At 46.0% G+C, this 25,090-nt stretch carries 24 protein-coding genes, 1 tRNA gene and 4 pseudogenes; 20 read left to right on the top strand and 9 right to left on the bottom strand.

The features are described 5' to 3' along the window. The 11 genes and pseudogenes from RE628_RS18445 (at position 1) to RE628_RS18395 (ending at position 7,824) form a co-directional block, all read left to right on the top strand. A complete protein-coding gene (locus RE628_RS18445; protein WP_309154437.1) occupies positions 1–180 on the top strand; it encodes a DeoR family transcriptional regulator in 180 nt (59 codons plus the stop codon). 5 nt (positions 181–185) lie between these two features. Beyond that, positions 186–797 (top strand): DeoR/GlpR family DNA-binding transcription regulator, encoded by a 612-nt coding sequence (locus RE628_RS18440; protein ID WP_309154436.1) that lies wholly within the window; start codon positions 186–188, stop codon positions 795–797. Positions 798–799: 2 nt separating this feature from the next. After that, the gene (locus tag RE628_RS18435) at positions 800–1,621 is read left to right on the top strand and encodes an alkaline phosphatase family protein (protein WP_309154435.1); all 822 of its coding nucleotides are present in this window, start codon (positions 800–802) and stop codon (positions 1,619–1,621) included. 19 nt (positions 1,622–1,640) lie between these two features. Beyond that, positions 1,641–2,639: a PHP domain-containing protein gene (locus RE628_RS18430; protein ID WP_309154434.1), complete on the top strand. Its 999-nt coding sequence runs from the start codon at positions 1,641–1,643 to the stop codon at positions 2,637–2,639. Between the two features lie 187 nt (positions 2,640–2,826). Then, positions 2,827–3,237, top strand: a complete 411-nt coding sequence (locus RE628_RS18425) for a hypothetical protein (protein ID WP_309154433.1) — start codon at positions 2,827–2,829, stop codon at positions 3,235–3,237. A gap of 155 nt (positions 3,238–3,392) precedes the next feature. Then, positions 3,393–3,863: a hypothetical protein gene (locus RE628_RS18420; protein WP_309154432.1), complete on the top strand. Its 471-nt coding sequence runs from the start codon at positions 3,393–3,395 to the stop codon at positions 3,861–3,863. Between the two features lie 18 nt (positions 3,864–3,881). Continuing rightward, positions 3,882–4,127: a CD3324 family protein gene (locus RE628_RS18415; protein WP_309154431.1), complete on the top strand. Its 246-nt coding sequence runs from the start codon at positions 3,882–3,884 to the stop codon at positions 4,125–4,127. Positions 4,128–4,628: 501 nt separating this feature from the next. Continuing rightward, positions 4,629–5,798: pseudogene (locus RE628_RS18410) on the top strand (NADP-dependent malic enzyme). 257 nt (positions 5,799–6,055) lie between these two features. Next, positions 6,056–6,139: transfer RNA gene (locus RE628_RS18405), tRNA-Leu, on the top strand. Positions 6,140–6,425: 286 nt separating this feature from the next. Further along, positions 6,426–7,382 carry a quinone oxidoreductase family protein gene (locus RE628_RS18400; protein ID WP_309154430.1) on the top strand — a complete coding sequence of 319 codons (957 nt, stop codon included), beginning with the start codon at positions 6,426–6,428 and terminating at the stop codon, positions 7,380–7,382. 7 nt (positions 7,383–7,389) lie between these two features. Then, positions 7,390–7,824, top strand: a complete 435-nt coding sequence (locus RE628_RS18395; protein WP_309154429.1) for a MarR family winged helix-turn-helix transcriptional regulator — start codon at positions 7,390–7,392, stop codon at positions 7,822–7,824. Between the two features lie 259 nt (positions 7,825–8,083). On the opposite strand, the gene RE628_RS18390 is transcribed toward RE628_RS18395, so the two are convergent. The 6 genes from RE628_RS18390 to RE628_RS18365 all read right to left on the bottom strand — a co-directional run bounded on the left by RE628_RS18390 (position 8,084) and on the right by RE628_RS18365 (position 13,029). Further along, on the bottom strand, positions 8,084–8,878 hold the full coding sequence (locus RE628_RS18390) for a Ger(x)C family spore germination C-terminal domain-containing protein (protein WP_309154428.1): 795 nt from the start codon (positions 8,876–8,878) through the stop codon (positions 8,084–8,086). Between the two features lie 313 nt (positions 8,879–9,191). After that, positions 9,192–9,653, bottom strand: a complete 462-nt coding sequence (locus RE628_RS18385) for a hypothetical protein (RefSeq protein WP_309154427.1) — start codon at positions 9,651–9,653, stop codon at positions 9,192–9,194. Beyond that, positions 9,605–10,282, bottom strand: a complete 678-nt coding sequence (locus RE628_RS18380) for a GerAB/ArcD/ProY family transporter (protein ID WP_309154426.1) — start codon at positions 10,280–10,282, stop codon at positions 9,605–9,607. Before RE628_RS18380 ends, RE628_RS18385 begins: the two co-directional genes overlap by 49 nt. 3 nt (positions 10,283–10,285) lie before the next feature. Further along, positions 10,286–10,786: a spore germination protein gene (locus RE628_RS18375; RefSeq protein WP_309159503.1), complete on the bottom strand. Its 501-nt coding sequence runs from the start codon at positions 10,784–10,786 to the stop codon at positions 10,286–10,288. A gap of 64 nt (positions 10,787–10,850) precedes the next feature. Then, complete coding sequence (locus tag RE628_RS18370; protein WP_309154425.1) at positions 10,851–11,732, bottom strand: spore germination protein; 882 nt, start codon at positions 11,730–11,732, stop codon at positions 10,851–10,853. Positions 11,733–11,823: 91 nt separating this feature from the next. Then, entirely contained in the window at positions 11,824–13,029 is a 1,206-nt protein-coding gene (locus RE628_RS18365; protein WP_309154424.1) for an MFS transporter, read from the bottom strand. Positions 13,030–13,194: 165 nt separating this feature from the next. On the opposite strand from RE628_RS18365, the gene RE628_RS18360 reads away from it, so the two are divergent. From RE628_RS18360 to RE628_RS18345, 4 genes are all read left to right on the top strand, one after another. Beyond that, on the top strand, positions 13,195–13,494 hold the full coding sequence (locus RE628_RS18360) for a winged helix-turn-helix transcriptional regulator (RefSeq protein WP_309154423.1): 300 nt from the start codon (positions 13,195–13,197) through the stop codon (positions 13,492–13,494). A 182-nt stretch (positions 13,495–13,676) separates the two neighbouring features. Beyond that, positions 13,677–14,075, top strand: a complete 399-nt coding sequence (locus tag RE628_RS18355) for a hypothetical protein (RefSeq protein ID WP_309154422.1) — start codon at positions 13,677–13,679, stop codon at positions 14,073–14,075. Between the two features lie 93 nt (positions 14,076–14,168). Beyond that, entirely contained in the window at positions 14,169–14,963 is a 795-nt protein-coding gene (locus RE628_RS18350) for a hypothetical protein (RefSeq protein WP_309154421.1), read from the top strand. Next, positions 14,852–15,898 carry an SGNH/GDSL hydrolase family protein gene (locus tag RE628_RS18345; protein ID WP_309159502.1) on the top strand — a complete coding sequence of 349 codons (1,047 nt, stop codon included), beginning with the start codon at positions 14,852–14,854 and terminating at the stop codon, positions 15,896–15,898. The genes RE628_RS18350 and RE628_RS18345 overlap by 112 nt, the downstream gene beginning before the upstream one ends. A gap of 158 nt (positions 15,899–16,056) precedes the next feature. Here RE628_RS18345 and RE628_RS18340 read toward each other — a convergent pair whose 3' ends face one another. Next, positions 16,057–16,482 (bottom strand): winged helix-turn-helix transcriptional regulator, encoded by a 426-nt coding sequence (locus tag RE628_RS18340; RefSeq protein ID WP_309154419.1) that lies wholly within the window; start codon positions 16,480–16,482, stop codon positions 16,057–16,059. 175 nt (positions 16,483–16,657) lie between these two features. Here RE628_RS18340 and RE628_RS18335 point away from each other — a divergent pair. After that, positions 16,658–17,866, top strand: a pseudogene (locus RE628_RS18335) (MFS transporter). Positions 17,867–18,299: 433 nt separating this feature from the next. Then, positions 18,300–19,093: pseudogene (locus tag RE628_RS18330) on the top strand (aldo/keto reductase). A gap of 254 nt (positions 19,094–19,347) precedes the next feature. On the opposite strand, the gene RE628_RS18325 reads toward RE628_RS18330, so the two are convergent. Both RE628_RS18325 and RE628_RS18320 read right to left on the bottom strand, forming a co-directional pair. Beyond that, positions 19,348–20,748, bottom strand: coding sequence for an MFS transporter (locus RE628_RS18325; RefSeq protein WP_375142929.1), 1,401 nt, complete (start codon positions 20,746–20,748; stop codon positions 19,348–19,350). A 79-nt stretch (positions 20,749–20,827) separates the two neighbouring features. Then, positions 20,828–21,289: a MarR family winged helix-turn-helix transcriptional regulator gene (locus tag RE628_RS18320; protein ID WP_309154418.1), complete on the bottom strand. Its 462-nt coding sequence runs from the start codon at positions 21,287–21,289 to the stop codon at positions 20,828–20,830. Between the two features lie 327 nt (positions 21,290–21,616). Between RE628_RS18320 and nrdI the strand changes: the two genes are divergently transcribed. The 3 genes and pseudogenes from nrdI (at position 21,617) to nrdF (ending at position 25,033) form a co-directional block, all read left to right on the top strand. Further along, a complete protein-coding gene (gene nrdI, locus RE628_RS18315) occupies positions 21,617–21,976 on the top strand; it encodes a class Ib ribonucleoside-diphosphate reductase assembly flavoprotein NrdI (RefSeq protein WP_309154417.1) in 360 nt (119 codons plus the stop codon). Beyond that, a complete protein-coding gene (nrdE, locus tag RE628_RS18310) occupies positions 21,963–24,047 on the top strand; it encodes a class 1b ribonucleoside-diphosphate reductase subunit alpha (protein WP_309154416.1) in 2,085 nt (694 codons plus the stop codon). Before nrdI ends, nrdE begins: the two co-directional genes overlap by 14 nt. Before the next feature lie 27 nt (positions 24,048–24,074). Then, positions 24,075–25,033: pseudogene (nrdF, locus tag RE628_RS18305) on the top strand (class 1b ribonucleoside-diphosphate reductase subunit beta). The last annotated feature ends 57 nt before the right edge of the window (positions 25,034–25,090 follow it).

Genomic DNA, 25,090 nt, shown 5'->3' with positions numbered 1-25,090 from the left:
TTGTCCATTTCATCTGAACAACGTAAGAGAGTGATTATCGAGCAATTGAAGCAGCAGGGTCAGGTAAAGGTTCCTGAGTTGTCGACCTATTTTACTGTTTCAGAGGAGACGGTTCGACGTGACCTTGTACTGCTGGAGAAGGAAGGCCTTGTCAAGCGGGTATACGGGGAGCGGTTCTGACGAAAATGACTAGCTTCGAGCCTCCCTATTTGCAGCGCCAAATGGTGAATGCGGAAGAGAAGGGGCGGATCGGGCGCATGGCTGCGGAACTTATTGAATCCGGTGATACCATTGCGGTAGATGTAGGGACGACAACGCTTGAGCTGGCTAAGGCTATACAAGGACGTGAGCGTTTGACGATTCTGACCAACTCGCTTGCCGTTGCTTATCATTTAATGGAATCCTTGAACAGCGGGAGGTTCTCAGGGAAGATTTATGTGGTCGGAGGCGAATTGAATCCGGAGCAGCAATCCATGTCCGGGTCGCTTGGTGAGCAAGTTCTCTCCCAATTCCGTGTGGATAAGGCATTTATTTCTGTTGGAGGCATGTCCTTGGAACGGGGCATCAGCGACTATGATCCGAACGAGACTGGGATGTCGCGCAGGATGATAGATGCAGCTTCCCAGACCATCGTATTGGCCGATGGCTCCAAGCTGGATAAAGAAGGATTCATTGAAATTGTGCCGATGAACAGGGTTCATACCGTCGTTAGTGATATTGCCCCGCCTAAGGAATGGTTGCAAGGGCTTAGAAGCTGCCGTATCCGCTGGATTGAAGCCAAGAAAAGAGGGGATTAAGGATGTTGCAAGGAGAAGCCAAACTTATCGTAGTTGTATTGGATGGATTAAGATACGATGCCGCCCGCAAGTATTTGGGATATATGGAGCATCTTGTTGAGCAGGGTGAGGTGAACTGTTACCGGGTGCAATCCCAGTTACCGAGTCTCTCGCGTCCGCTGTACGAAGTACTGCTAACCGGCACGCATGTGGCGAGAAACGGGATTACGGCAAACCATATTGCGCGGTTAAGCCACGAACAGAGCGTGTTCCATCTCGCGCGCGAAGCCGGATTAAGGACTGCTGCTGCTGCGTATCATTGGGTAAGCGAGCTTTATAACAGCGCTCCGTTTAACCCTGTCGTAGACCGCCATCAGCATGATGACAGCAGGCCGATCCAGCATGGTATGTTCTATTTCGAGGATCACTATCCTGACAGCCACCTGTTTATAGATGCTGAACATTTAAGATCGACGTACGATCCACATTTTTTATATATTCATTCTATGAATATCGACGACATGGGCCATAAGCACGGGGGTGAAAGCAAGGAATATGCCGGTTCTGTACGTGTTACAGACGGAATACTGGCCACCTTGGTTCCTCTGTGGAGATCACAGGGGTATCAAGTGGTTGTCACGTCCGATCATGGGATGAATGCGATGGGTCATCATGGAGGAACCGAGCCTGAAGAACGGAATGTTCCGCTCTATGTGTTCGGAGAGTTGCCTTCGCCTTCCTTAATGCCGGATCAGACATGGGCAATATCACAGCTGTATTTGGCACCGTTAATGTGCCATTATTTAGGGATTAACACTTCGGAAGCCATGCTGGCATGGGATTAAATTAAGGGGGATACGTATAGTGAAGGTAGACATGCATTTTCATCTGGAGGAGGGCCCCTATTCGCTGCGCTGGTTATCTCGCACTCTGCAGGCGCTTGCCTCTACGGAGCCTGAACAGGATGCATCATTAGGTCATCATACGCTGCAATATGGGGAGGAAATGGCAAAGCTCCTGTCACACAGAATGCAACAGGGTTGCTATAATGAGGGATGGCTGGATCGCTTTTTGAATACGGGGCGTAAAAGAGGGATCGGACAGTTCGGCGTGGTAGATCATTTATACCGTTTCCGGGAATGTCGGCCATATTATGAGAGACATATGCTGCTGGACGATAGCCCTGTCGGGAGAATGCAGCAAGCATGGCTGGATCAGGTATGCGTGGCGTCGATTTCCGATTTCGTTCGCTTCGTAACGGAGGCAAAGGCTTCAAGACCGGATCTTGCCCTGGGAATCGAAGCTGATTTTTTTCCGGGTGGAGAACGGGAACTGAGGGAAATTCTCGCAGGGTCCGAGTGGGATTACGTTATTGGGTCCGTTCATTTTTTGGATGGATGGGGGTTTGACAATCCTGAGACGAAAAATGAATTTGAGGGTAGAGACCCGATTCAAACCTATAAGCACTATTACGAGCTATTGAGGCAGGCCTGCGTGTCGGGGCTGTTTCATATTATCGCCCATCCCGACAACCTTAAGGTATTCGGATTCAGGCCGGCTGACGAGAAGGAACTGCTTCCTTATTACCGAATGCTGGCGAAGGAAATGGTGCAGAGCGGGGTCATTACCGAGATTAATACAGGACTTGCATATCGATACCCGATAGAAGAGAGCTGCCCGAGTCCGTTATTTCTTTCTGTGCTTGCTGAGTATAAGGTTCCACTTACTTTGTCCTCGGACGCGCATTTTCCAGATGATATCGGGATGCTGTTGGATCAAGCCAGAGCGGATGCTGAACGTTTGGGTTACAAAGAGCTTGTGGCATTCAGAGACGGGAAGAGGTTGTTGGTGCCAATAAATTGATAAGTCTCCTTCCAAGGGGATTTGCGAGCTTTATTTGTGGCGGAGTCTTCTGGAACACATGAATAAAGTAAAATCTGAATTTTATTTGGTATAGAATAGTTCTAAAAATAGATGGCATTGCTGATGCTTGATGCGAATGTTATTCTCAATATGCAAGCGCTTGACAAAACAAAAAGGTGGTTCCTTTATGAATAAGAACGATACCCGGTTAGCTGAATGGGCGGTTAAAAAAGTCGAGTCTGAATACCATGATGATGTGTGTCTCCTGCTTGAGCATAAGACCTTAAAACTCGAACAGGATATGGAAGCTACAACGTTCAGCTTCTATATTCCTGCGACAAACAGAGCGAACGGGCTGGCGAGAACATTTATCATCGATGGCATCGGTTATGATTTATATCCAATGTCATGGGAACGTATTGAGCGCATGGCTGATATCAAGGAGTACAACACGACTTGCTTAGCCGACGCCATTATCCTTTGGGCGAGAAGTGAAGAAGATAGGCAAAGATTTGTTAGCCTTCAGGCACGCCTTCGGGCTAATCTGCAAAATCCCCAGTACATGTATGAACGCGCAAAAAATGGTTTGATACCGTGAAGGAGATTTATCAGGATACCCTGTTCGAAGAAAGGCTGTATAAAGTACGCGAAAATGCTGGACACATTTGCGATCTACTAGCTATCGCAGTAGCTTTCGTAAACTGTCGCTATTTTGTACACGGACAAACGAGCCAACTACAGGAGTTATCTGGTATGAAGAAAGTACCTGACAATTTCATCAAGCTATATCAGGAAATTATTATGGAAGAGTCACCAGATACACAAAAGCGCCTCTGCTATGAAATAATCAAAGTTACTAAAAATTTTCTCGATGAACAAGGAAATAACGTTAGTAGAAAGGGCGTTCCTGACTTTTCAGAACTCGCTGCGTGGTATCAGGAACTGAGCTACACATGGCGTAGAGTGTATCACTGGTGTGATAAGAACGATCCCATCAATGCCTACATTTGGTCTTGTATGTTGCAAAACGAAGTTGATGATTGGGGTGCAAAATTCGAAATCATTGACATAGATATCCTCAGTTCATTCAAGGCAAGCGACCTTGTGGGATTCCGTAAACGGGCTGAATATGTTGAACTTAAATTCAGGCAGGCGATTAAAGAAAGCGACATTGATCTTGATGATTATAGAACTGTAGAGGATTTTTTGAAGGTGAATGGGTAACCCACGGGAGGGGCTTGAATGAAATACAAAAACGCCTCTGACGTTCTTCCTGAGAGTTTATTAAAAGAAGTACAGAAGTATGCCGCCGGAGAAACCTTGTACTTTCCTAAAGATAGGGAGCGAAAGAAATGGGGAGAGGTAACCGGAGCGAGAAGTTATTTTCAAGAGCGTAACACGGAAATTAGACAGAAATATTTGGGAAAACGTCTATCGAACACCTTGCGGATGAATACGGTTTGTCGGTGGAGACGATCAGAAAAATAGTGTTTAAGCAAGATTGACTTTACAGTTAGGATTTATCTCAAGCACGGCACCGTGCTTAAGAATGAATAAGCTCGTAAATTTCCATCTAGGGGATTTACGAGCTTTTTGCATAGCGAAGAAAAACATGGGTTATAGATCCCTGGCGGAAGGCATATCTTGAACAGTGTTGTCCGTATAATAGGAACATGGTGGACTAAGAGTCAAGTTTATCAATGCCTGCTCCCACGGGAGTTCACTATTCCGCCAATATCAATTCCCATGGAGGTCGGCGTGTGCTATTATATGAATGTCCACTGGAGAAATACAATCATAACGCCGGTATACGGTAGATGTTCTGGTAAACTGGGTCGTTGGCAACCTAAAGTCAACGAAGTGGAGGGGATAAGTTTGTAAGCGCTATCAGATACCAGAGGCGGGTCGGTCTTCATGTTATCCGTTAGATCAAACAAGGAATGATAAGAGCCGAACAGATCTATCAATTTATGCCGGGGGTTGGAACAAATGAGCATAAAGGAAGAGGCATTACAGGCACATAGGGTGGGACACGGTAAGCTCGAAATTGCAACTAAAATGCCGCTTAATAACAAACACGATCTGGAGTTGGCATATACGCCGGGAGTAGCGGAACCTTGCAAAGAAATTGCCAAAGACAAGGAAAAGGCCTATGAGTACACGATCAAAGGCAACACCGTCGCCATCGTAACGAATGGGACTGCCGTGTTGGGGCTTGGTAACATCGGCCCCGTAGGAGGATTACCTGTAATAGAAGGCAAGGCGCTATTGCTTAAGGAGTTTGGCAACGTGAACGCGTTCCCGATCTGTATCGACAGCCTTGATCCAGATGAAATTGTAAGAACCATTCAAGTTATCGCACCCGGCTTCGGAGGTATTCATCTGGAGGATATTAAAGCGCCTGAATGCTTCTACATCGAGGATAAACTGAAGGAAACTCTGAGTATTCCCGTATACCATGACGACCAGCACGGAACAGCCGTTGCAGTGCTTGCAGGTCTGTACAATGCCATGAAGATTGTTGATAAATCTTTGGACAGTATACGCATCGTGATCAACGGCGCGGGCGCATCGGGTATTGCTGTAGCGAAATTAATGCTTGCGGCGGGAGCGAGGCATATTGTGCTATGCGATATTAACGGTGCAATTTCGGAGAGCGCCGGCTGAATGAACGAGGCCCAGCAAAAAATCGCGAAAGTTACGAATAGAGACTTCGAGACAGGAACTCTTGGAGATATTATTAAAGGCAAGGATGTATTCATCGGGGTGTCGGTTGAAGGAGTGTTGACGAAGAAGATGGTGCAAACGATGAATTCAGACTGCATCATCTTTGCTCTTGCCAACCCGGTACCAGAAATTATGCCGGAGGATGCTTATCAAGGCGGAGCAAGAATAGTAGCAACAGGTAGATCTGATTACCCCAATCAGATCAATAACCTCCTGGTATTCCCGGGCATCTTCAGAGGCGCTTTGGACGCAAGGGTTCGGAATATTACGGATGAGATGAAGCTTGCTGCGGCGAAAGGTATTGCGGAACTGGTAAAGGATGAGGAACGGAATGAAAATTACATTGTTCCGGACGCCTTCGACAAGAGAGTGAGCAGTGCCGTCAGCGAAGCAGTGATTCGAATCGCCCATAGGACGGTGGTCGAACAGTAAGCGAGCTCTTGAAGGTGCCAAGCGATTTTTTCTGAAAAAATCACTGAAACGAAGAGGGAGGTGTCCCCAAAAGTCTGGAGAGACTTAGGGGCACCTGCTTATGTTTATTACGTTGGTTATTCTACAAGTTGCGCTCAACGATACCGTGCTCTTGAATCTCAAAGACACTTAAAAAGTAGAAATTTTTGGTTGACTCAGTTATGAATTCATGGTATATTATATTTCGTTGCTGCAAAACATTGCATCAACGAAATTATGCGGTCGTGGCGGAATTGGCAGACGCGCTGGCTTCAGGTGCCAGTGGTAGCAATACCGTGGAGGTTCGAGTCCTCTCGACCGCATCATACCCATCATCAATAGGTTTCTGTTCTGCTTTTTTATGCAGATCAGAGCCTTTTTTATTTGCAAGGATATTCAGGCTTCCTCTTAGAACGCATAGGCACCCTTCCTTATTCAGGCTTAAAGAATGGTTTTCCTTGATCATACATTAAATCCGGAACCTCAATGGGGGTTGTTGGAACGGTTCGGCAGCCAGTTTGAAATAAAATGTGCATTTTGCACATAAATGCGATATAATAAATTATGTGCAATATGCACATAATTTAAATGGAAGAGGGTATACGATCTATGAGGGCAGCAATCGTAAAGGCAAAGGGAGCCATTCCCGTAATGGGTTATTTTGATTCTCCTGTAGCGACAGATGGTGAAGTTATCATTACTGTTTCGGCAACAGCTTTGAGTCGTGTTAGCAAATTTCGTTCAATGGGGATGCACTACTCATCGGAAGCTCATTTTCCAATCGTGGCCGGTATTGACGGCGTTGGAACTTTGAAGGATGGAACTCGTGTTTACTTTGCACTGCCAACTACACCTCATGGCAGTTTGGCTGAGCAAACGACGGTCAACGAGAAGCTGGTTATCCGCTTACCGGATGGCGTTGATGATCTCACGGCTGCCGCTATTGCCAACCCAGCTATGTCGTCATGGGCGGCACTGGTTTTTCGAGCTGGCTTGATGCCCGGCCAAACCGTATTGATTAATGGCGCTACTGGTGCATCCGGTAGTTTAGCAGTTCAGATCGCTAAGGGACTGGGGGCCAAGAAAATCATTGTCACGGGACGCAATGAGTCGAAACTGCAAGCACTTGAAGCTGATAAGGCTATTGCATTTGACATGATCGTGGACAACGGACAAAATAGGTTTGAAGATGCCTTAATACCGGTTATTGCTGAAGGTGTCGATGTCGTTTTGGATTACCTTTGGGGCGATAGCGCTCTTGCTATCATGTCAGCTCTTGCTAGGGCACGTACGGACCGTACCACCCGCTTTGTAAGCATTGGAACCTCATCCGGCCAAGAAAATATTTATTTACCTTCGTCTATTTTACGTTCGTCAACAATCGAACTCGTAGGTAGCGGAGATAAGAGTATTTCTAAAGCGGATATGCTATCGGCCGTTAAAGGTGTTTTTGACATGGCCGCCGAAGGGAAGTTAAAAATCGGTATAAAAGAGTATACTTTAGAAAATATCGAGGAGGCTTGGAATGCCCCGCTGGCGCCTCGGCCAGTTGTTAAGGTGCATTAGATAGATTATGGAATATGAAATTTTTAAAGCGCTTATTGATTTAGTTTCTATTATGAATCGACCGGACCGGGATAAGAAAATGATTGCAAATGCCGGCGTAAATATGGAGGCGGCAACCTTTCGCGTCTTCGTAGGCATCGGGCATCTCCAGCCGACTAGTGTTGGTGATTTGGCCGATATGATGGGAAAAAACTATTCGAGCGTTAGCCGGCAAATCGATAAACTGGAGACCGCCGGATTGGTTCATACGAATCCTTCAAGTTCCGATTCCCGGATTCGCGTGTCTGAATTGACGACGTACGGGGAGGAAGTGAGAACGACGATTAACCTCGCCCGTGAGCGCAATATGCGCGAGGCTTTGGCTGATTGGACTCCGGAGGCAAAAAGCGACTTGTTGGATAACCTAAGGCGCTTATTCGAAGCGCTGAAAAGGTTCGAATAGTATTATGGCAAGCGCAGAGCGCCGGAGGCCATCTCCAGCAAACGGACGGTTCTCATGTTTTACGAACTGGAAAGGTACTAGACATTTCGAGGCACCCCTAAATGGGTGCCTTTTTGATTTCGCCGTTAGGGTGTCACGATGAACCGTATTATAAGTAAAGGAAAGAGCGATGTTCGTCCTTCGTTTCGATATGATTGAGCAAGAGACAATAGCACGCCTATTCCTGCTTGTTCAATCTTTTGCGTTGTCTCATGAAGCCTTAATCCGTTGGATTCTTCATGATCTGCAGTCCGGTGTTCTTTAGCTTGGACTCGAGCTTGAAGTCAATGGAAGCTTGCTGATAGAGCTCGGGCCAATGATTATACGAAGACTCGGGTAGAATGCTTCTGAAATAATTGCCCAGACGAAATATATCGGCTTGATCCTTTTGAGTCCGTTTGAACACTTTATTGGCCCGTTCTTCAATCAACTTGTTAATAGAGGCCTCCAGTTCGGAAGGATCTATGTGTATGCCGCGTGCGGAATCCATCAACGTCATGGTGGTTTTGGCGCGTATACGGATAAACGGCTTGTTGTTGATCATTTTAACATGAATAGAAGATTTAGAATTCATGATTCTAACGTCCATTTTTTGCGCCGTTTCGATCTCAAACGGAAACATCTTATTTGTAACGATACTGGTAATCAAGGTTTCCTCCGGACTGAGCATCCCCACCATTTTATCTCCTTGAAAATAGGCGTTGCCTTGAAGCCTAAATAACGTGACCGGATCATTGCTCAATACGGGAATGATGTTTTCTTCTAATGGATTGAAATAACGGCTGAAGACCTCCCATAATGTCATTTTATTTTTTTGTGCTGTTCCTCCTGCGTAGCTTTCGAAAAAAAGCTTAGAGTAAATGCCGGACAACTCGCCCGTCGGATAAGGCTGATTCAACACCGCTTCCATATCGCCGGACACCAGTGTAACGAGAGCGTCCAAGGGGAGCGTCCGATCCCGCATGGCGAATTCCAAATAAGGGAGGAATCCTTTTTTTGCTAGATTCTGATCCAAGAAGATTGTTCTGATCTGTGATAGATCAATAAATTTAGTCAGCTTGAGGCGGATGCCATCAATCCCATCTACTACGGTTTCCCCAACTTGATTGACGGTTATATAATCCTTATCCGTTCCCCCCCACTAGTCCCCTTGACACTCGGAAGCGGAAATCTAGCCCAAATCTTCACTTGATTATTTGGGGCTTCCTCAATCCCAAGTGTGGTGACAAGCAGCCGATTGTCAATATCTCTCACATCCCAGCAGCCTGAGAGCGGGAGCACTAGCAGAAGCAGGAGACCAAGAAGGAACAGAGGACGAGATTTGAAGCTCATGGACGGGATTTCATCCTTTCTGAAATCATCGATTTCATAATTACGACCAGTGGAAATAAGAACATGAGATATAACCGGAACGGAGAATTCACGATAAGAGCCTTTTCAATCCAATCCCAGGATGGAACTAGAAGCGTGGAAGCGTATGTTACCGCTCCAGTCAGCAGATACAGTAGTTTATCGTTCCAGCTGGGGAAGATAACCTTCACAGCTGTGACGATGATGTTCACTATGATCGCTAGTGCTAATATCAGGTACAGCATTGAGGATGAAATAAACACGGCAGTTAAATTTTCGACAATGAGCCAGAAATGGTATATCGAATCCATTTTGGATATGTACGGTAAGGTTAAATTTCGCGACATCTCAGCGCCGAAGGTCAATACGGGCAGGTACACCGAGCCCAGGATTAGCGGTATGAAGCAAATGGCCGCTGCAGTATACGATTTCCACAGCACGCCAGCCTTTTGGGTGAATTGCCCGCAAACTGCAAAATACAAATAACCGGTCCAAATACAGGATGAAGCATAAAAGCGGGGATTTGTGAGAAATTCCCCGTACTGTGAAGCCAGGGCTTGCCCAAGTATAGATGAGTGTCGCTCATCGCCAAGAAAAACAAAATAATGGTAATCGGAAAGCTGATTATCAAAAAAATCGAAGCCGTCCGTACGATCGATCCAAATCCGCCAGATGCCAAAAATACGGCAATCCAGATGATTCCGTTAAGCACCCACCCAGGCGTTGTATGCAGGATCGTCATGGCGATGATTTCGGTGTGTGCGCTGATCATAATGACCATGGATCGCCACATAAACCAGATGAGGGGCAGCACAAATATCACGATTCCCAGCCAGCCAAGCTCCTTCTTCACGATCGTGAAGGCATCCTTTCCCTGATGCAGTGCCATCATTCGGCTGAAGAGCCAAGCTCCGACCAGGGCTAGCAGCATCCATATCACGATGGGGATCCAAAAGCCATGGCTAGTGGCATTAATCACGAGATACGGATAAAAATAAAAGGAAATTGCCCCCAATATCATAATCTGCAATCCAAAGAATTGGGTCGTTGATAAAGTAGGTGGCTTCATCGTTTATTCCTTCTTCCCAAAGTTGAGCCAATTTGTAAGTGAAAAATGATGGGAGTGTCCAAGTAATCCAAGACTGCCTGATCGTGCTCTTGCATCTGGCCCGAGTGGACTCAAATATGAGATGCCAAAGGATTTGATTCGCGACAGGCAGATGACCATGATTGAGAAGGCAAACACAATCCCTAGTATACCGAGTAGGCTTGCTCCAGCTAAAAAGAAGTATTTCAATATGCGCTGTACCAATCCCATTTGATAATCCACAACGATGAAATTGGTCAATGCCGTGGTAGCCGCCACAATCACTAGCAGGTTGCTAACAATGTTGGCTTGGATAATGGCTTGTCCAAGCACGACGCCCCCAACCATAGTGACCGTGGCGCTAATTGAGCGCGGTAGGCGGATGCCCGCCTCGACGATACAATCTAATAAAAACAACATAAGTAGTGATTCCATCCATACTGGGTAGGGAACGCCTTCTCGGCTTGCAGACGCACCGAGATTGATCTCCAGCCGGTTACGTCAAGATTTACGGACGTAATCGCAACATAAAGGGCAGGAAGAAACAGATTTAGCATGACAGCCATAAACCGCAGTACTCTATAAAAACGGCAATAAAAGGTGTAAGATATTGATCTTCAGCGGATTCCCAGAAATCAAAATAGGAGCCGGGAGCAATAATGGAAAAAGGAGTACCATCCAGGAAAATCACGACTTTTCCATTCAACAAGGAAGCTGAGACCCGATCTGGGCGCTCAGTGGTCACGGCGACGGGAAATAAACCGGTCTTTGGATTGAGTAAGCGCAGCAGTTCCCCTGATTCCTGTACACTATCCGTTTGAATACTGCTGATTTTATCGCGTGTATATTGAATAAGTCCCGGATCGGTGACTCCCTCTAGGTACATCATCCCTACTGTGGTATGCGTTATCTCGCCGATGGTCGTTTCCCAAATTTTCAGGCGGGGCGTTTGCATGCGCTGACGAACCAGCGCGATGTTCGTTGAATAGTGTTCGTTAAAGGAATACATCGGCCCCTGGATGACGTTTTCGGTCTGTGGCTGCTGCAATCCCCGCTGCTGAGGATTCTCCGTATCCAGAATAATGCAGTTGGAGGAATTATGAGTGCAGAGGATCGTCTTTCCAGTACAAATCGCTCTTTCACATTCCTTATAGCTCCCAACCGTATATTTTGTACCAATATAACTATCCAGATTTGTATTGGTCGCATCTTCTGGTACTTCTAATTGGAATATCATGTGGTCGGACCCGACTAAGGAGGTAAGGTAGCAAAGATAGATTTGCTCCTTGCCTACATATCCTACACCTACGGATTGATAATCAGCGGCGTTCTGAAAAGCTTGCTCTAGCTGAGAAAATAAAGGCTCACCTTGATCGTAGGATAAATGTTGAAACATAGATCGGTTCCGTTGATTTTTCAATTCATTCATCATCCTTCGTATGGGCTTGATGTCTTACGCAGTTTACCCCTAATATTTCATGAAAAGAGATAATTTATGCGGTTTTAAGAGCACTCTTTGCAGCCTATCGGGATGTAGTTATTCTCTTATGAACGCTTATAAAAGTAAGCAAGGCTGCCGTCAATGCCAATAGAGCTCCCATCCACCCGGTGTAGGATAGACCGATATTGGTTGCTATCAGTCCGCCCATTGCCGCTCCTGCAGCAATGCCTAAATTGACGGACACCGGAAACAAAGAAGCGGCGAACACTTTAGCGGAAGGAGAGTATTCCTCAGCTAAATCGATCAGGTACATTTGAAAGCTAACATTGAACAAGTAAATAGCAAGACCTGTCAAGAAGATATTTATCAAGCCGAGCACGGTAGAATGTACCGTAAAATAAAGAGAAGCAAGAATGATAGCTTGCATAACAAAAATAAACCGTAATTTCCTTAAACCATCGTGAGCAGCTATTTTTCCGGCTAACAATGTGCTAATGATCGAGGCAACACCATATAGCAGCAAAATAGGACTTGTATATCTGGCTGGAATAAGTAGCTCATTTTCCAATATTGGCATGATGTAAGTGTACACGGTATAAGTGGCGGCAATGCTCAGTGCCGGGATGAAGAAAGCCATGATCATTCGGGCATGAGTCAGTAAACCGACTTGGCTTTTTAATGAGCTTGGTGGCCCCTTCAGGTTTTTCGGAACGGTAAGCGAGAGCATCACTAAGGAAATAACACCTAAACCGGCTGTAAACCAGAACGCCATGTTCCAACCGCCTGATTGTCCGATCCAGGTTCCCAGCGGTACACCTAATACACTAGCAATCGTAAACCCTGCGAACACAAGCGAAATGACCGCGCCTCTTTTCGAAATGGGTATTGCCTCGCTCGCAACGGTCATGGCAATTGTCTGCATTAACCCGCATACAACTGCAGTAACAACTCTTGCCCCTAGCAGCCAAAGATAAGTGGAAGAAAGGGCGCTGGCAATATTGCCCGCAATAAAAATTAACATGCAACCTAACATAAGCGGATAAGCAGGATAGCGGCTAACCAGAACGGCTATAATCGGCGTGCCGACGGCCACTGCAAAGGCAAACCCGGATACCAGCGCCCCTGCAGATGAAATGGTGACTTCCAAACTAGATGCAATTTGGGATAATAATCCAACAATAACGAATTCACTTGTTCCTGTAACGAATGTCAGCAAAACAAAAGAGAAAACGAGCAGCTTTTGCCGAGTGCTTAAAGACACTCCAGTCATTTCGGTTGTATATTCCATCCACATCTCCATCCTTCTTGATTTGTAATTTTGTCCTGACCGTACTGCATCCATGAACTTGTATTTGTCATTATGAATCAAAAATGTTAAATAATGAAGTACGTACTTTTTAGTGATATAGTCACCAAAAAGTAATTATTGTACGAACAAAGGAGGAGTTAAGGAGTGAGAACATACTACTGTACGCTGGAAGTTGCAATGAGTATCATTGGAGGCAAATGGAAGCCGCTTATTGTGTATCATCTAACCCAGAAGTCCTTGCGAACAAGCGAATTAAAGCGGATGATCCAGGGCATTACACAAAAAATGCTGATTCAGCAGTTAAGAGAACTTGAACAAGACGGAATCGTAAGCCGAAAAATATACAATCAAGTCCCGCCTAAAGTGGAATATTCGGTTACAAAACTTGGCATGTTGATGGCTCCATTTTTAAAGTCGATGTGCGAATGGGGGAAACATATTTAGAGGAAACCTTCGACCAAAGTGAATTTCAAATTTTGAATAAATATGAGTAGCGCGGCTTCTGGTCGAGCATGAACCTTTTTATTTCATCGGAGGTGAAACATAAAGAAGGATAAAAGTGTTTAATAGTGAAGGGGGGAGAATCGTGGGGGATAGACTCGTTCATCATTTACTCCTATTTCTTTGTGTCATTCTTGGTTTCACAGTTAGAGTCATCCGAGAACACCGGAGGTATTTTCTATATCACAAAAATTGTTCTAAATACGACTATCGATGAACAGCCTGCAGATATTTCACAATTGGAATTTGAAATCTCCGGTAAGATAGATGGATTGAAGCAAGATTATTTCTTTTATCTGGTCGAGGATGGACATGGATTTTTAGCAGACGGAAAAATAGTTCTTCAAAAGAATGGTGAATTTAAGACGAAAATATCAATAAAACCTCCAACAAATAACTTTGGACAAATTACGTTTTATAGTGATGTGAACCAAAATGGGGAATTCGATATTGAGATGGATACGCAGCAAAAAATATATTCATATGATCTTGTGTTTGATAAGCCCCTTATCTTAACCAATTAATGAAGTAAGGAAAAGCATGACATAACAGGTTGCTGCATTATTATGTAAGCGCTATACTCTTCTTAATCTACTATTAGGAGAGGATGATGATCCATGACCAACCCTTCGTCAGATGTCATAAACAATGGATCGGAAGGTCCGATGGCGCCGCGAGATCCGGTAGCCAAGCGCAGTGAATTATACATATTGCATGAATCTATGATCGAAGCAACCCTTCGTCCGAATGGGACGTTCTCTCAAGAGATCTACCTGGAAGGTCGGCTTGTGGATAAAGCTCGCATGGCGGGCAATGTATCAGATGAAGACATTCTTGAGCTTCTGAAGAGCTCTAGCGGGTTTCGCCGACTGGTCCACAGTATTGGAATCTCCGTTCAAGCACATGAAGAAGAGGTTACCCAGGTTCATTTTACGCTTGAGCATCGTGGGTCTAACAACTCAGGATCTCGAATGAGCATGTCATGCCCTGCTGATGGCTCAGAAACGCTCCTGATCTTAGACGATTACGAGTCATCTCTGGATGATGATGTTCTCGCCAAATTCGTATTTGAATTCGATCGAGTGGGTGCTATGGCGACGACTACTGTTGTTTTCTATTTAAATGATGGTTATCAGGTTCCAGAGCTTGTGAATGATTCACCGGTCGAGTTCGAGTCGCAGGCCTATCGGGAGATGATTAAGAAATCTCTCATGTCACCGGGCAATAACAAAAGATTGAAAGCGGCCATTGAGAAGGCGAAAGAGGCGAGCCTGTCACGATCGCTTACATTGGCGGCTCGATTACCCAGGGCGCAGGTGCAGTTCCGATTCATAGCCATTGTTACGCTTATCGTTCTTATGAGCTCTTTAAGCAAATGTTCGCATCACAGGATGGCAGTTCGATCCAACTGATCAAGGCCGGGCTGGGAGGCACGCCGTCGGAGCTGGGTATTGTCCGCTATGATCGGGATGTATTGAAGGAAGGAACCGTTCAGCCGGATATTGTTATTGTGGAGTTTGCAGTTAACGACGCGAACGACGAGACGGAGGGGAATTGTTATGAGAGCCTGGTACTCAAGGCGCTTAACGCTAATAACCAGCCTGCGGTAATTTTGCTGTTCAGCGTGTTTATGAATGACTGGAATCTTCAGGATCGGCTGGCTCCTGTCGGACGACATTATGATTTGCCGATGGTCAGTGTGAAGGATGCCGTAGTAGAGCAGTTCCGTTGGACTGCAGATCAGGGCAAGGTGATCTCTAAAAAGCAATTTTTCTACGATATTTATCATCCTACTAATACGGGACATTGGGTGATGGCAGATTGCTTAGCCTGGCTCTTCGCAGATACCGACCAGGCCATCTCTGATGAGGAGGATATTTCGACGGACAAGTGGCCGATTATCGGGAATGATTATAAAGGAATTCAACTGCTGGATCGCCTGAATAGCGAAGGCATCGCTCAGATCGATGCGGGAGGTTTCCGGGAGACAGATAATGATCTGCACACAGCCAACATGGACGATCATACTTATGGAACACCACAATTCCCCAATAACTGGATGCACACTACCGAATCAGGCCTTGACCGCTTCAAGATGACGATTCGGAGCAAACGTCTGATCCTGGTCTTCAAAGACTCTGGGGACCCTGGATTCGGTACGGCAAATATATGGGTAGACGGGAAGCTGGTAAGGCAGGGGGATCCGCATATCGCGAATTGGACGCACTGTAATGCTGTAGTCTTGTACAATGAACAGGACGCGAATAAGCATACGGTGGAGATCGAAATGGAAGTGGGGCATGAGGATAAGCGATTCACGATTTTAGGGTTCGGTTATGTGTTGTGATTTTGATTGATTCGTGTGGGCAAACCCCCGTGGAGGTTCGAGTCCTCTCGACCGCACCATTTAAATAATGAACAAGCCCTTGAACATGTCTTTGAGACATCTCAAGGGCTTTTTTGCATTATTTAGGAATGCTATCTATTGCATTCCCTTCTTTATTTTTAGGACAAGTAAGGTTCCTTTTCATTCGAAGATCGATCCACCTCGGTCGCGAGGCCAATGTCTTTGTTGTTGAGAATGTTATCTTCCAATACGGCAAACTTATCACCGTATTCTTTAATAATATGAGTCTCTCCCCACATACAGAGAGAGTCAAGAATCGGTTTCAGGCTCCAGCCGTACTCAGTCAGCTCATATTCCACTTTGGGCGGGACCTGATGATATATTAATCGGTTTACAATGCCATCCTCCTCCAGCTCTCTGAGTTGCTGTGTAAGCATCTTTTGGGTAATGGACGGCATTAGCCTCCGTAAATCGCTTGTCCGCTTCTTGCCATGGGTTAAATGACAAAGGATCACACACTTCCATTTGCCTCCGATCACCTCTAGCGTAGCTTCAACCGATATGTTGTATTTCTTTTTTTCCATAATGATGCCTCCTCAAATCCATGGGCACTTTTTGGTGCCTATAGTACTAAAAAGTACGTACTATTCAAAATACTTCGATGGGTACATAATAACACTTACCGGCCAGGATTACTATTCTGCAGCTTAATCGCTAGTTTAATAAATCTATAGAAAAATATAGGAGTGGAAATAAATCATGTCTTTAGATAAAAAACGCGCAACCTTTGCCTTGTTAGCTTTAGCGATCAGCGCGTTTGCGATTGGTACCACTGAATTTATCAGTGTGGGGCTTCTACCCCTGATCGCTAATGACCTGCACATTTCGGTGACCCTCGCAGGATTAACCGTTACGTTATATGCATTGGGTGTCACTTTTGGGCACCGATCCTGACTTCTATCACGTCGGGGTACCGCGCAAGATTCTGCTGATCGGCATTATGCTAGTATTTATTATTGGCAACAGCCTGGCGGCAGTATCCACCGGGATCGGCATGCTGCTGACAGCACGCATCATATCTGCTTTGTCCCATGGCGTGTTTATGTCCATCGGGTCTACGATTGCAGCCGATTTGGTTGCTGAGGATAGCAGGGCAAGTGCCATATCTATTATGTTCTCCGGTCTCACGGTAGCGACCGTCACTGGTGTACCGCTGGGGACATTTATCGGCCAACAGCTTGGCTGGAGGGCCGCGTTTATAACTATCGTGATCGTCGGTATTTTTGCTTTGATTGCCAATTTGATTCTGGTCCCAAGCAATCTTCGTAAAGGCGTCCGGACACCTGTCCGAGACCAAGTGAAGATTGTTACCAATGGCAGGTTACTGCTTGCCTTTCTCATTACTGCGCTCGGGTATGGAGGAACCTTCGTGGTCTTTACCTACCTGTCGCCGCTGCTACATGACGTTACTGGTTTTAAAGAATCTACTGTAGCCTTGATTCTACTGCTCTATGGCATCGCCATTGCCATCGGCAATGTGATCGGAGGCAAAGCGGCCAACCGCAAGCCATTAACTGCTTTGCTGTATATGTTCTTGATTCAGGCGGTCATTTTGCTTCTTCTCACATTCACGGCACCATTTAAGGTGGCCGGTTAATCACGATCTTCTTCATGGGACTTCTAGCTTTCATGAACGTGCCAGGATTGCAGGTTTATGTCGTAATGTTAGCGGAACGTTTTGCCCCCAAAGCTGTTGACGTCGCTTCGTCGGTCAACATCGCCGCCTTCAATGCAGGCATAGCGCTTGGTGCGTACCTGGGAGGGCTTGTCACTGAGCATCTTGGTCTGATTCATACCGCCTGGATTGGATCGATCATGGTTGCGGCTGCCGTGTTGCTGACCTTGTGGAGCCGATCTTTGGAGCGAAAGGACTTGGCGTCCGCAGCTCAAGTAGACTCGCCAAGTTAAGTTCAAAACAACAATTTTGCTTATTATTCAGATCGTTACATTGTAACTAAATGAAACTGGGTTCGTTATTTATGTCAAAAGGCGAACCAAAATTTTAACGAAACTGGTGATCGCTATTTACGCCAAAAAGGGCAAATTAAAATTCTAATGAAACTGGGTATCGCTATTGTGGGAAATAAGGGGCTAAGTGGCGGGTTTTTACCCAAATAGCGTGATGGTGTTTCGTTAGATTCCCATTCACCTATCACCCATTCTGGCTATCGGATTCAATTCAAATAGCATCGATAACATTCGGTTATGATAACCGAACAGATAAGATGTATTCGAATGAATGATGTGGTTTCGCTATTAAATTTATTATATATAAAATTAGGAGGTCTTTATAATAACTCAAAATGTACAAAGTAGAACCAAATTGAATAACGGTATCGAGATGCCTTGGATGGGCCTGGGCGTATTTAAAGTGGAGGAAGGAGCCGAGCTCGTCGAAGCGGTGAAAGCTGCTGTTAATCATGGCTACCGGAGTATCGACACCGCTGCGGTATATGCCAATGAGACTAGTGTGGGTCAGGGGATTCGTGAGGCACTTGCAGAGACCGGATTGAAAAGGGAAGATCTCTTTGTTACTTCGAAAGTGTGGAACGCTGACCTCGGTTATGAGTCAACACTCGCTGCCTATGAGACAAGCCTTAAGAAGCTGGACCTTGACTATCTGGATCTTTATTTAATCCACTGGCCAGTAGCAGGTAAGTATAAAGATGCTTGGAGAGCGTTGGAGAAGCTGTATAAAGATGGCCGTGTCAAAGCTATCGGCGTCAGTAACTTCCAAGTTCATCACCTTGAAGATTTAATGAAAGATGCGGAAATTATCCCTGTGGTCGATCAGGTGGAATTCCATCCACTGTTGAACCAGAAGGAACTGCGTGACTTCACGATGAAACACAACATTCAGTTGGAGGCATGGTCTCCTTTGATGCAGGGAGGGTTGCTGGGCCATCCTTTGCTGAAAGAAATTGCGGATAAATACGGTAAATCCATCGCACAGGTCATTCTTCGTTGGGATCTACAGCATGGTGTTATAACGATTCCTAAATCAACGAAGGAGCAGCGGATCGTTGAGAATGCATCGCTGTTTGATTTTGAGCTGTCCCTGAAGATATGGATCGGATCGACGGTCTTAATGAAGATCGCCGAGTGGGTCCTGACCCAGACAACTTCGATTTCTAAACCGGGTCTTATGATGAGTAGCACTCAGATGGATCGAGTCTACTCGATCCACCAATTATTCAATGAAGTAGCCCATGAATTTGTCTTTAGGAAAATTCATGGGCTTTTTTGTATTGTCGAAATTTTTAAACTTAAGTAGGCAGCCAATTCGATGTGGTCGAGCACAATCATAGTTCAGTTCTTCAGGCAATCGAGAATTTAGCGTATTAGCGTAAAGGTGATATGTCACAGACTAGTCAGCTCTAAGCGTGGGCTTAGAGTTGACGGTCGACTGCCTGTTGGCGGCGCGCTACTTGAAGCAGATTCAACCCCAGGATGACCAGTAAGCATACTGTAATCAGAATATAACCTCCGAGCACGGGTCGCAGCGCTGCAAGCAGAGAAACATGCTCTTGATCAATGGAGCTCGCCGTTGCATTTTTCATCGCTCCAAGGCCCAGCGCAGCCCCTATCACCATCCCTAAATTTCGTGTCAAAGCGATCATGCCTCCGATTGAACCTGTATGTTCTTTGGGGGCATAGTGCATGATGAAGCTGTTATTTGGCGCGGACAATAATCCCATCCCGATTCCGAGCAAGCTCAGCGAGCCAAGCAGCATAAGGACGTTGGCCTGCGTCTGGTCAGGAACAAGGGCCAGCACGATAAGAGAGAGACCCATGCCAAGGATGCCGAGCAGCATTAGCCGACTGGACCCATAACGATCAGACCATCCTCCGGCAACGGGACCAGCAATCCCAAGCAAAATAGGATAGATGGCCATGATATAACCGGAAATTGAAGGTGAAAATCCGGCTTTGCCCGTTAAATAAAAGGGCAGGGCAACGAGAACGGTGTTTGCCATCATGAATGACATCATGCTAATTAACAATCCGCCAGAGAGCGAGAGAGTGCGAAACAGTCTGATCGGCAGGAACGGTGACGATTGGCGTAGCTCCCACAACACAAAAGCAGTAAAACCTGTAAGGGCGATGATGAACCCAACAAGCTGGGCGGCTGAAATGGCGTAAATAATGGCAGCAATCGAAATAATGAACAGGATTGCACCAAAGCGGTCAAGCGGGACTTTTCCGGTTACGGATTCCCGTCCTGCCAAACTATCCTTCTTGCGGAAGGGAATATAGTGAAAAGCTAGCAGAGTAGCAATTAAGGATACCGGAACATGGACCAGGAAAAGCCACTGCCACTCCAGCCATTCAGCAATAAATCCGCCGGCGACTGGCCCGCTCATAGCGCCTAATGCAACGGCTGTGCTGACGATGCCTAGGGCACGTCCCCGTTGTTCTTTTGGCAAATAAATGGCTATGATCGCAATATTCGTCGCCTGGAACATCGATGCTCCAACTGCCTGCACTGCCCGCAAGATCAGCATAATCGCGATATTAGGCGAGAAGGCAATCAAAATGGAGCTGAGCGCGAAAACAACATACCCGGTATTATGAATCGATCGATGGCTATAGCGATCCCCCAGCTTGCCCATCAAAGGGAGGAGGGAGGCGATTACGAGTAAATAACCGGTGGTAATCCATTGAACAACGGCCAGATCACTATGAAACAGGTCGACAAATTGCGGCAGCGATACATTAATGACACCGGCTGTAAAATGGGACACAAAAGCACCTAGACATATTGCTGTCATCATAAGAAAACGATTCATCAGTTCCTCCTGCTTGTATAGAATCTTGTTTATTGTTCGGTCATTTAGTTTAGTAACTAAACTAAATAGGCAAAAAAAATTAATGGTTCTGCTGCAAATAATTGTTGAGCTTGTCGATGCATTTTTCGAATATCTCTATTTCCTGTGTGCTTACTTGAGTACGAAGCTGGTTGTAAAAATCCAGGTGCACCCTATCGTGGGCTTCATTAGCTTCTTGTCCCAAAGCTGTAAGGGAAAGGACGATCCCTCTGGCATCGTGTGGATGCGGTGAACGGACGACGAGCTCCTTGGCCTCTAGCCGGGTAATAAGCTGGGTGACCGCCCCCTTTGTGATGCCCAGACGACTGGCAAGTTCACTCATAAGCACATTGCCTTCGTGGCCGATTGCGGTAATAGTATGGATTTCACTTGGCGTCAGTGGTCCGGCTGAGCCAAACGTATGAGGCTGACGCTCAAGACGGCGCAGCTGCATAATGAGTCTGCCAAGATTACGGCTACCTTGCTGTTCTTGCTCGGTTAGTTGGGTTGGATTTTTTTTCATGTGTATAGTTTAGTTTCTAAACATAATGTTTGTCAAGCTGTTTAATCAAGTATAAGTCGGCAAGCTTGATCTTCTACATTCTTCAAAATTATTTATTTAAAAAAGCGATATGACGAGGGGCTGCCTACAGGCCGGATTAAAGCGCTTTTCCTCAGAATCTATTACATTTTCCAAGCGATTTGGGACGTTTGTATGGATTGACAATACTATATATAGGTGGTAAATTGATTTAGCACAACAAGATGTTGTTTGTTTATAGGTTTTTAACCTTTATATTAGAAATACAGGTAAGAGATAGATTGTAAGTGGAAAAGTGAGGGAGTATCAATGTTAATTGTGTATGATTCCAAGACTGGGAATGTTAAACGGTTCATTCAGAAGCTTGACTTGCCCGCTGTGCAAATCGCCGAGGGCATGCAACTGGAAGAGCCGTTTGTGCTGATTACATATACGACCGGGTTCGGTCAGGTACCGCCGAGAGTGTCTTCATTTCTGGAACATAACCATGGACGGATGCTTGGGGTGGCGGCTAGCGGTAATCGTAATTGGGGAGAGAGATTTGCGAAGAGTGCGGATTTGATCTCCGAGCGTTACCAAGTACCGATTGTAGCCAAATTTGAGCTCTCAGGGACGAAGAAGGATGCAGAAACATTCAAGCAGGAGGTGAGCCGGGTTGCGGCATATTGAGTTAAATAATCTATTGATGCAGCGTGACGCGAACGGGTTCTTTCAGTTAGAGAAGGACCGGGAAGCTGTTGCTGAGTTTATGAAGGAAGTAGCGGGCAGAACGATGACTTTCCCCACTACGGCCGATAAAGTGAAGTATATGATCGAAAATGATTACTATGAAAATGTGTATGAGCGGTATACAGATGAAGAGGTAGAGCAAGTATTTGACATTACCCATAGTTATCAATTTGAATTCCCATCTTATATGGCAGCTTCGAAATTTTACACAGACTATGCCTTGAAGACGAACGATAAGTCTAAATATTTGGAGCATTATCCCGACCGGGTGGCCATCGTGGCACTCCATCTTGGTCGTGGGAATGCAGATACGGCCAGCATGCTGGCGCGATCGATGATGGAGCAGCGGCTGCAGCCGGCCACTCCGACCTTTCTGAATGCCGGAAAGAGCCGTCGAGGTGAGATGGTCTCCTGCTTCCTGCTGGAAATGGATGATTCGTTGAATTCAATTAACTATGTATTGAATACGTGCATGCAGCTATCCAAGATCGGCGGTGGTGTTGCGGTCAATCTATCTAAGCTGCGCGGACGGGGCGAAGCGATCAAAGGCGTAGAAGGTGCGGCCAAGGGAATTATGCCGGTACTTAAGCTGATGGAGGACGCCTTCTCCTATGCCGACCAAATGGGTCAGCGTAAAGGCTCGGGTGCGGGATATTACAACATTTTCGGCTGGGACGTTATGGAGTTTCTGGACAGTAAGAAGATCAACGCCGATGAGCGGATTCGTCTGAAAACTTTATCGATCGGTCTGATCGTGCCGAATCGCTTCTACGAACTGGCTAAAGCGAACGAGCCGATTCATGTATTCGGACCATATAGTGTATACAAAGCTTACGGAACACATCTGGATGATATGGACCTGGATGTGATGTACGACAAGCTGCTGGCAGATGATCGGGTGAAGAAGAAGAAACTGATGAGCGCCCGGGATATGCTGACGAAGATCGCCATGGTTCAGCTGGAATCCGGCTATCCATATATTATGAATAAGAGTAACGCGAACAATCAGCACGCGCTGAAAAATATCGGGCAGGTCAAAATGTCCAACCTATGTACGGAAATTTTCCAACTTCAGGAGACATTGGAGATCAATAATTACGGGCAACAGGATCACATTCGCCGCGATATCAGCTGTAACCTGGCATCTCTTAATATCGTGAACGTGATGGAGCGGAAGATGGTCCGCGAATCCGTACATGAAGGCATGGTTGCGTTGACGGCTGTTAGTGACATGACGAACATAGCGAATGCTCCAGGCGTTGCCAAGGCGAACCGGGAAATGCATTCCGTTGGTCTTGGGGTCATGAATTTGCATGGATTCCTGGCCAAAAATAAAATCGCATATGAAAGCGAAGTGGCGAGAGATTTTGCCCGCACTTTCTTTGCAATGATGAATTATTATTCGCTAGAAAAAAGTATGGAGATCGCTGTACAGACAGGCGAAGTCTTCGCTGGTTTCGAGCAGTCCGAGTATGCAACGGGTGAGTATTTTGACCGTTATGTGAATACGGATTATCGTCCAAGCACCGATAAGGTGGCTGGATTATTCGAAGGTATGTACATCCCTTCTCCAGAGGATTGGGCTGAGTTGCAACAATTAGTGATGAAGAACGGGCTATATCATGCGTACCGTTTGGCCATCGCGCCGACTGCAAGCATTTCGTATATTCAAAATGCGACATCCAGTGTGATGCCTGTCGTGGAACAAATCGAGACCCGTACTTATGCGAATTCGACGACTTATTACCCGATGCCGTACTTGAGCGCGGAAAATATGTTCTTCTATAAATCGGCTTATCAAATGGATCAGTTCAAGGTTATCGATCTGATCGCGGAAATTGCACCGCATATTGATCAAGGGATCTCGACGGTTCTGCATGTGAATAGTAATGTGACTACCCGTCAGCTAGCGCGCTATTATTTGTACGCTGCACATAAAGGGCTGAAATCGTTGTATTATACGCGGACGAAGAAGCTGTCTGTGGAAGAATGCCTGACCTGCTCGGTGTAACAGAAGAAGAAAGGATGAGAAACAGCGATGTGCGCATTACAAGCAGTTAACTGGAACCGTCCGGATGATGATTTTACGATGATGTTCTGGAATCAGAATATTATGCAGTTCTGGACCGATGATGAAATCCCGTTGTCCGATGACAAGATGTCCTGGATGACGTTGAACGAAGATGAGAAAGATGCATATATGAAGGTACTTGGCGGACTGACACTACTCGATACCGTACAGGGTGGCGTCGGCATGCCGCAGATTATGGAGCATGTGGAAGGGCTGCAGCGCAAAGCGGTGCTTGGCTTTATGGGTATGATGGAACAAATCCACGCTAAGTCGTACAGTAGCATTTTCACTACGCTGGCTTCTAATGAGGAAATCGATGAGATTTTCCGTTGGGTGGAGCAGAACCCGATGCTGCAGACGAAGGCAGCGAGAATCCGTGAGTACTACACGAGCATTAATTCTCCGCGTGAGCTGTACTTGGCCATGGCGGCGTCTGTTCTCCTGGAGAGTTATTTGTTCTACAGCGGATTTTTCTATCCGCTCTATCTGGCGGGACAGGGTAAGATGACCTGTAGCGGCGAGATCATCGACCTCATTCTGCGCGACGAGAGTATCCATGGCGTGTATGTCGGTGTCCTGGCGCAGGAAGTTTTCGCGAAGCTGGACGAAGAGGAACAGAAGGATGTATCTGAGACACTGCAGGAGCTGCTGCAATTCCTGCATGCTAACGAAGAGCAGTACACAGAGCTCATTTATACGAAAATCGGCTTGGTGAACGAGGTCAAGACGTTCTTGCGCTACAATGCCAACAAAGCGTTTATGAATCTAGGTCTGGAGCCGCCATTTGAGGACGAAGAGATCAATCCGATTGTACTCAACGGTATCCGTACGGAGACGAAGCAGCATGACTTTTTCTCCAAAAAGGCAACGGCTATGTGCGTGCTCTGAACGTTGAGCCGCTCACGGACGAAGACTTCAATTTCTAGGTTTATTCTATAGGTATGAACCTTCATATAGAAACAGGGTGTTACTCACTTGCTCAA

It is taken from the genome of Paenibacillus sp. D2_2 (assembly GCF_031199965.1).
Lineage (GTDB): Bacteria > Bacillota > Bacilli > Paenibacillales > Paenibacillaceae > Fontibacillus.
This window is presented reverse-complemented; position numbering and strand designations above follow the sequence as displayed.

Coding starts and splice junctions, on each gene's coding strand:
- RE628_RS18400 (WP_309154430.1), top strand. CDS start 6,426: ATGAGGGCAGCAATCGTAAAGGCAAAGGGAGCCATTCCCGTAATGGGT.
- RE628_RS18350 (WP_309154421.1), top strand. CDS start 14,169: ATGACCAACCCTTCGTCAGATGTCATAAACAATGGATCGGAAGGTCCG.
- RE628_RS18365 (WP_309154424.1), bottom strand. CDS start 13,029: ATGGAATATACAACCGAAATGACTGGAGTGTCTTTAAGCACTCGGCAA.
- RE628_RS18325 (WP_375142929.1), bottom strand. CDS start 20,748: ATGAATCGTTTTCTTATGATGACAGCAATATGTCTAGGTGCTTTTGTG.
- RE628_RS18395 (WP_309154429.1), top strand. CDS start 7,390: ATGGAATATGAAATTTTTAAAGCGCTTATTGATTTAGTTTCTATTATG.
- RE628_RS18435 (WP_309154435.1), top strand. CDS start 800: ATGTTGCAAGGAGAAGCCAAACTTATCGTAGTTGTATTGGATGGATTA.
- RE628_RS18415 (WP_309154431.1), top strand. CDS start 3,882: ATGAAATACAAAAACGCCTCTGACGTTCTTCCTGAGAGTTTATTAAAA.
- RE628_RS18420 (WP_309154432.1), top strand. CDS start 3,393: ATGAAGAAAGTACCTGACAATTTCATCAAGCTATATCAGGAAATTATT.
- RE628_RS18425 (WP_309154433.1), top strand. CDS start 2,827: ATGAATAAGAACGATACCCGGTTAGCTGAATGGGCGGTTAAAAAAGTC.
- RE628_RS18380 (WP_309154426.1), bottom strand. CDS start 10,282: ATGAAGCCACCTACTTTATCAACGACCCAATTCTTTGGATTGCAGATT.
- nrdI (WP_309154417.1), top strand. CDS start 21,617: ATGTTAATTGTGTATGATTCCAAGACTGGGAATGTTAAACGGTTCATT.
- RE628_RS18370 (WP_309154425.1), bottom strand. CDS start 11,732: ATGATGAATGAATTGAAAAATCAACGGAACCGATCTATGTTTCAACAT.
- RE628_RS18440 (WP_309154436.1), top strand. CDS start 186: ATGACTAGCTTCGAGCCTCCCTATTTGCAGCGCCAAATGGTGAATGCG.
- RE628_RS18340 (WP_309154419.1), bottom strand. CDS start 16,482: ATGGAAAAAAAGAAATACAACATATCGGTTGAAGCTACGCTAGAGGTG.
- RE628_RS18320 (WP_309154418.1), bottom strand. CDS start 21,289: ATGAAAAAAAATCCAACCCAACTAACCGAGCAAGAACAGCAAGGTAGC.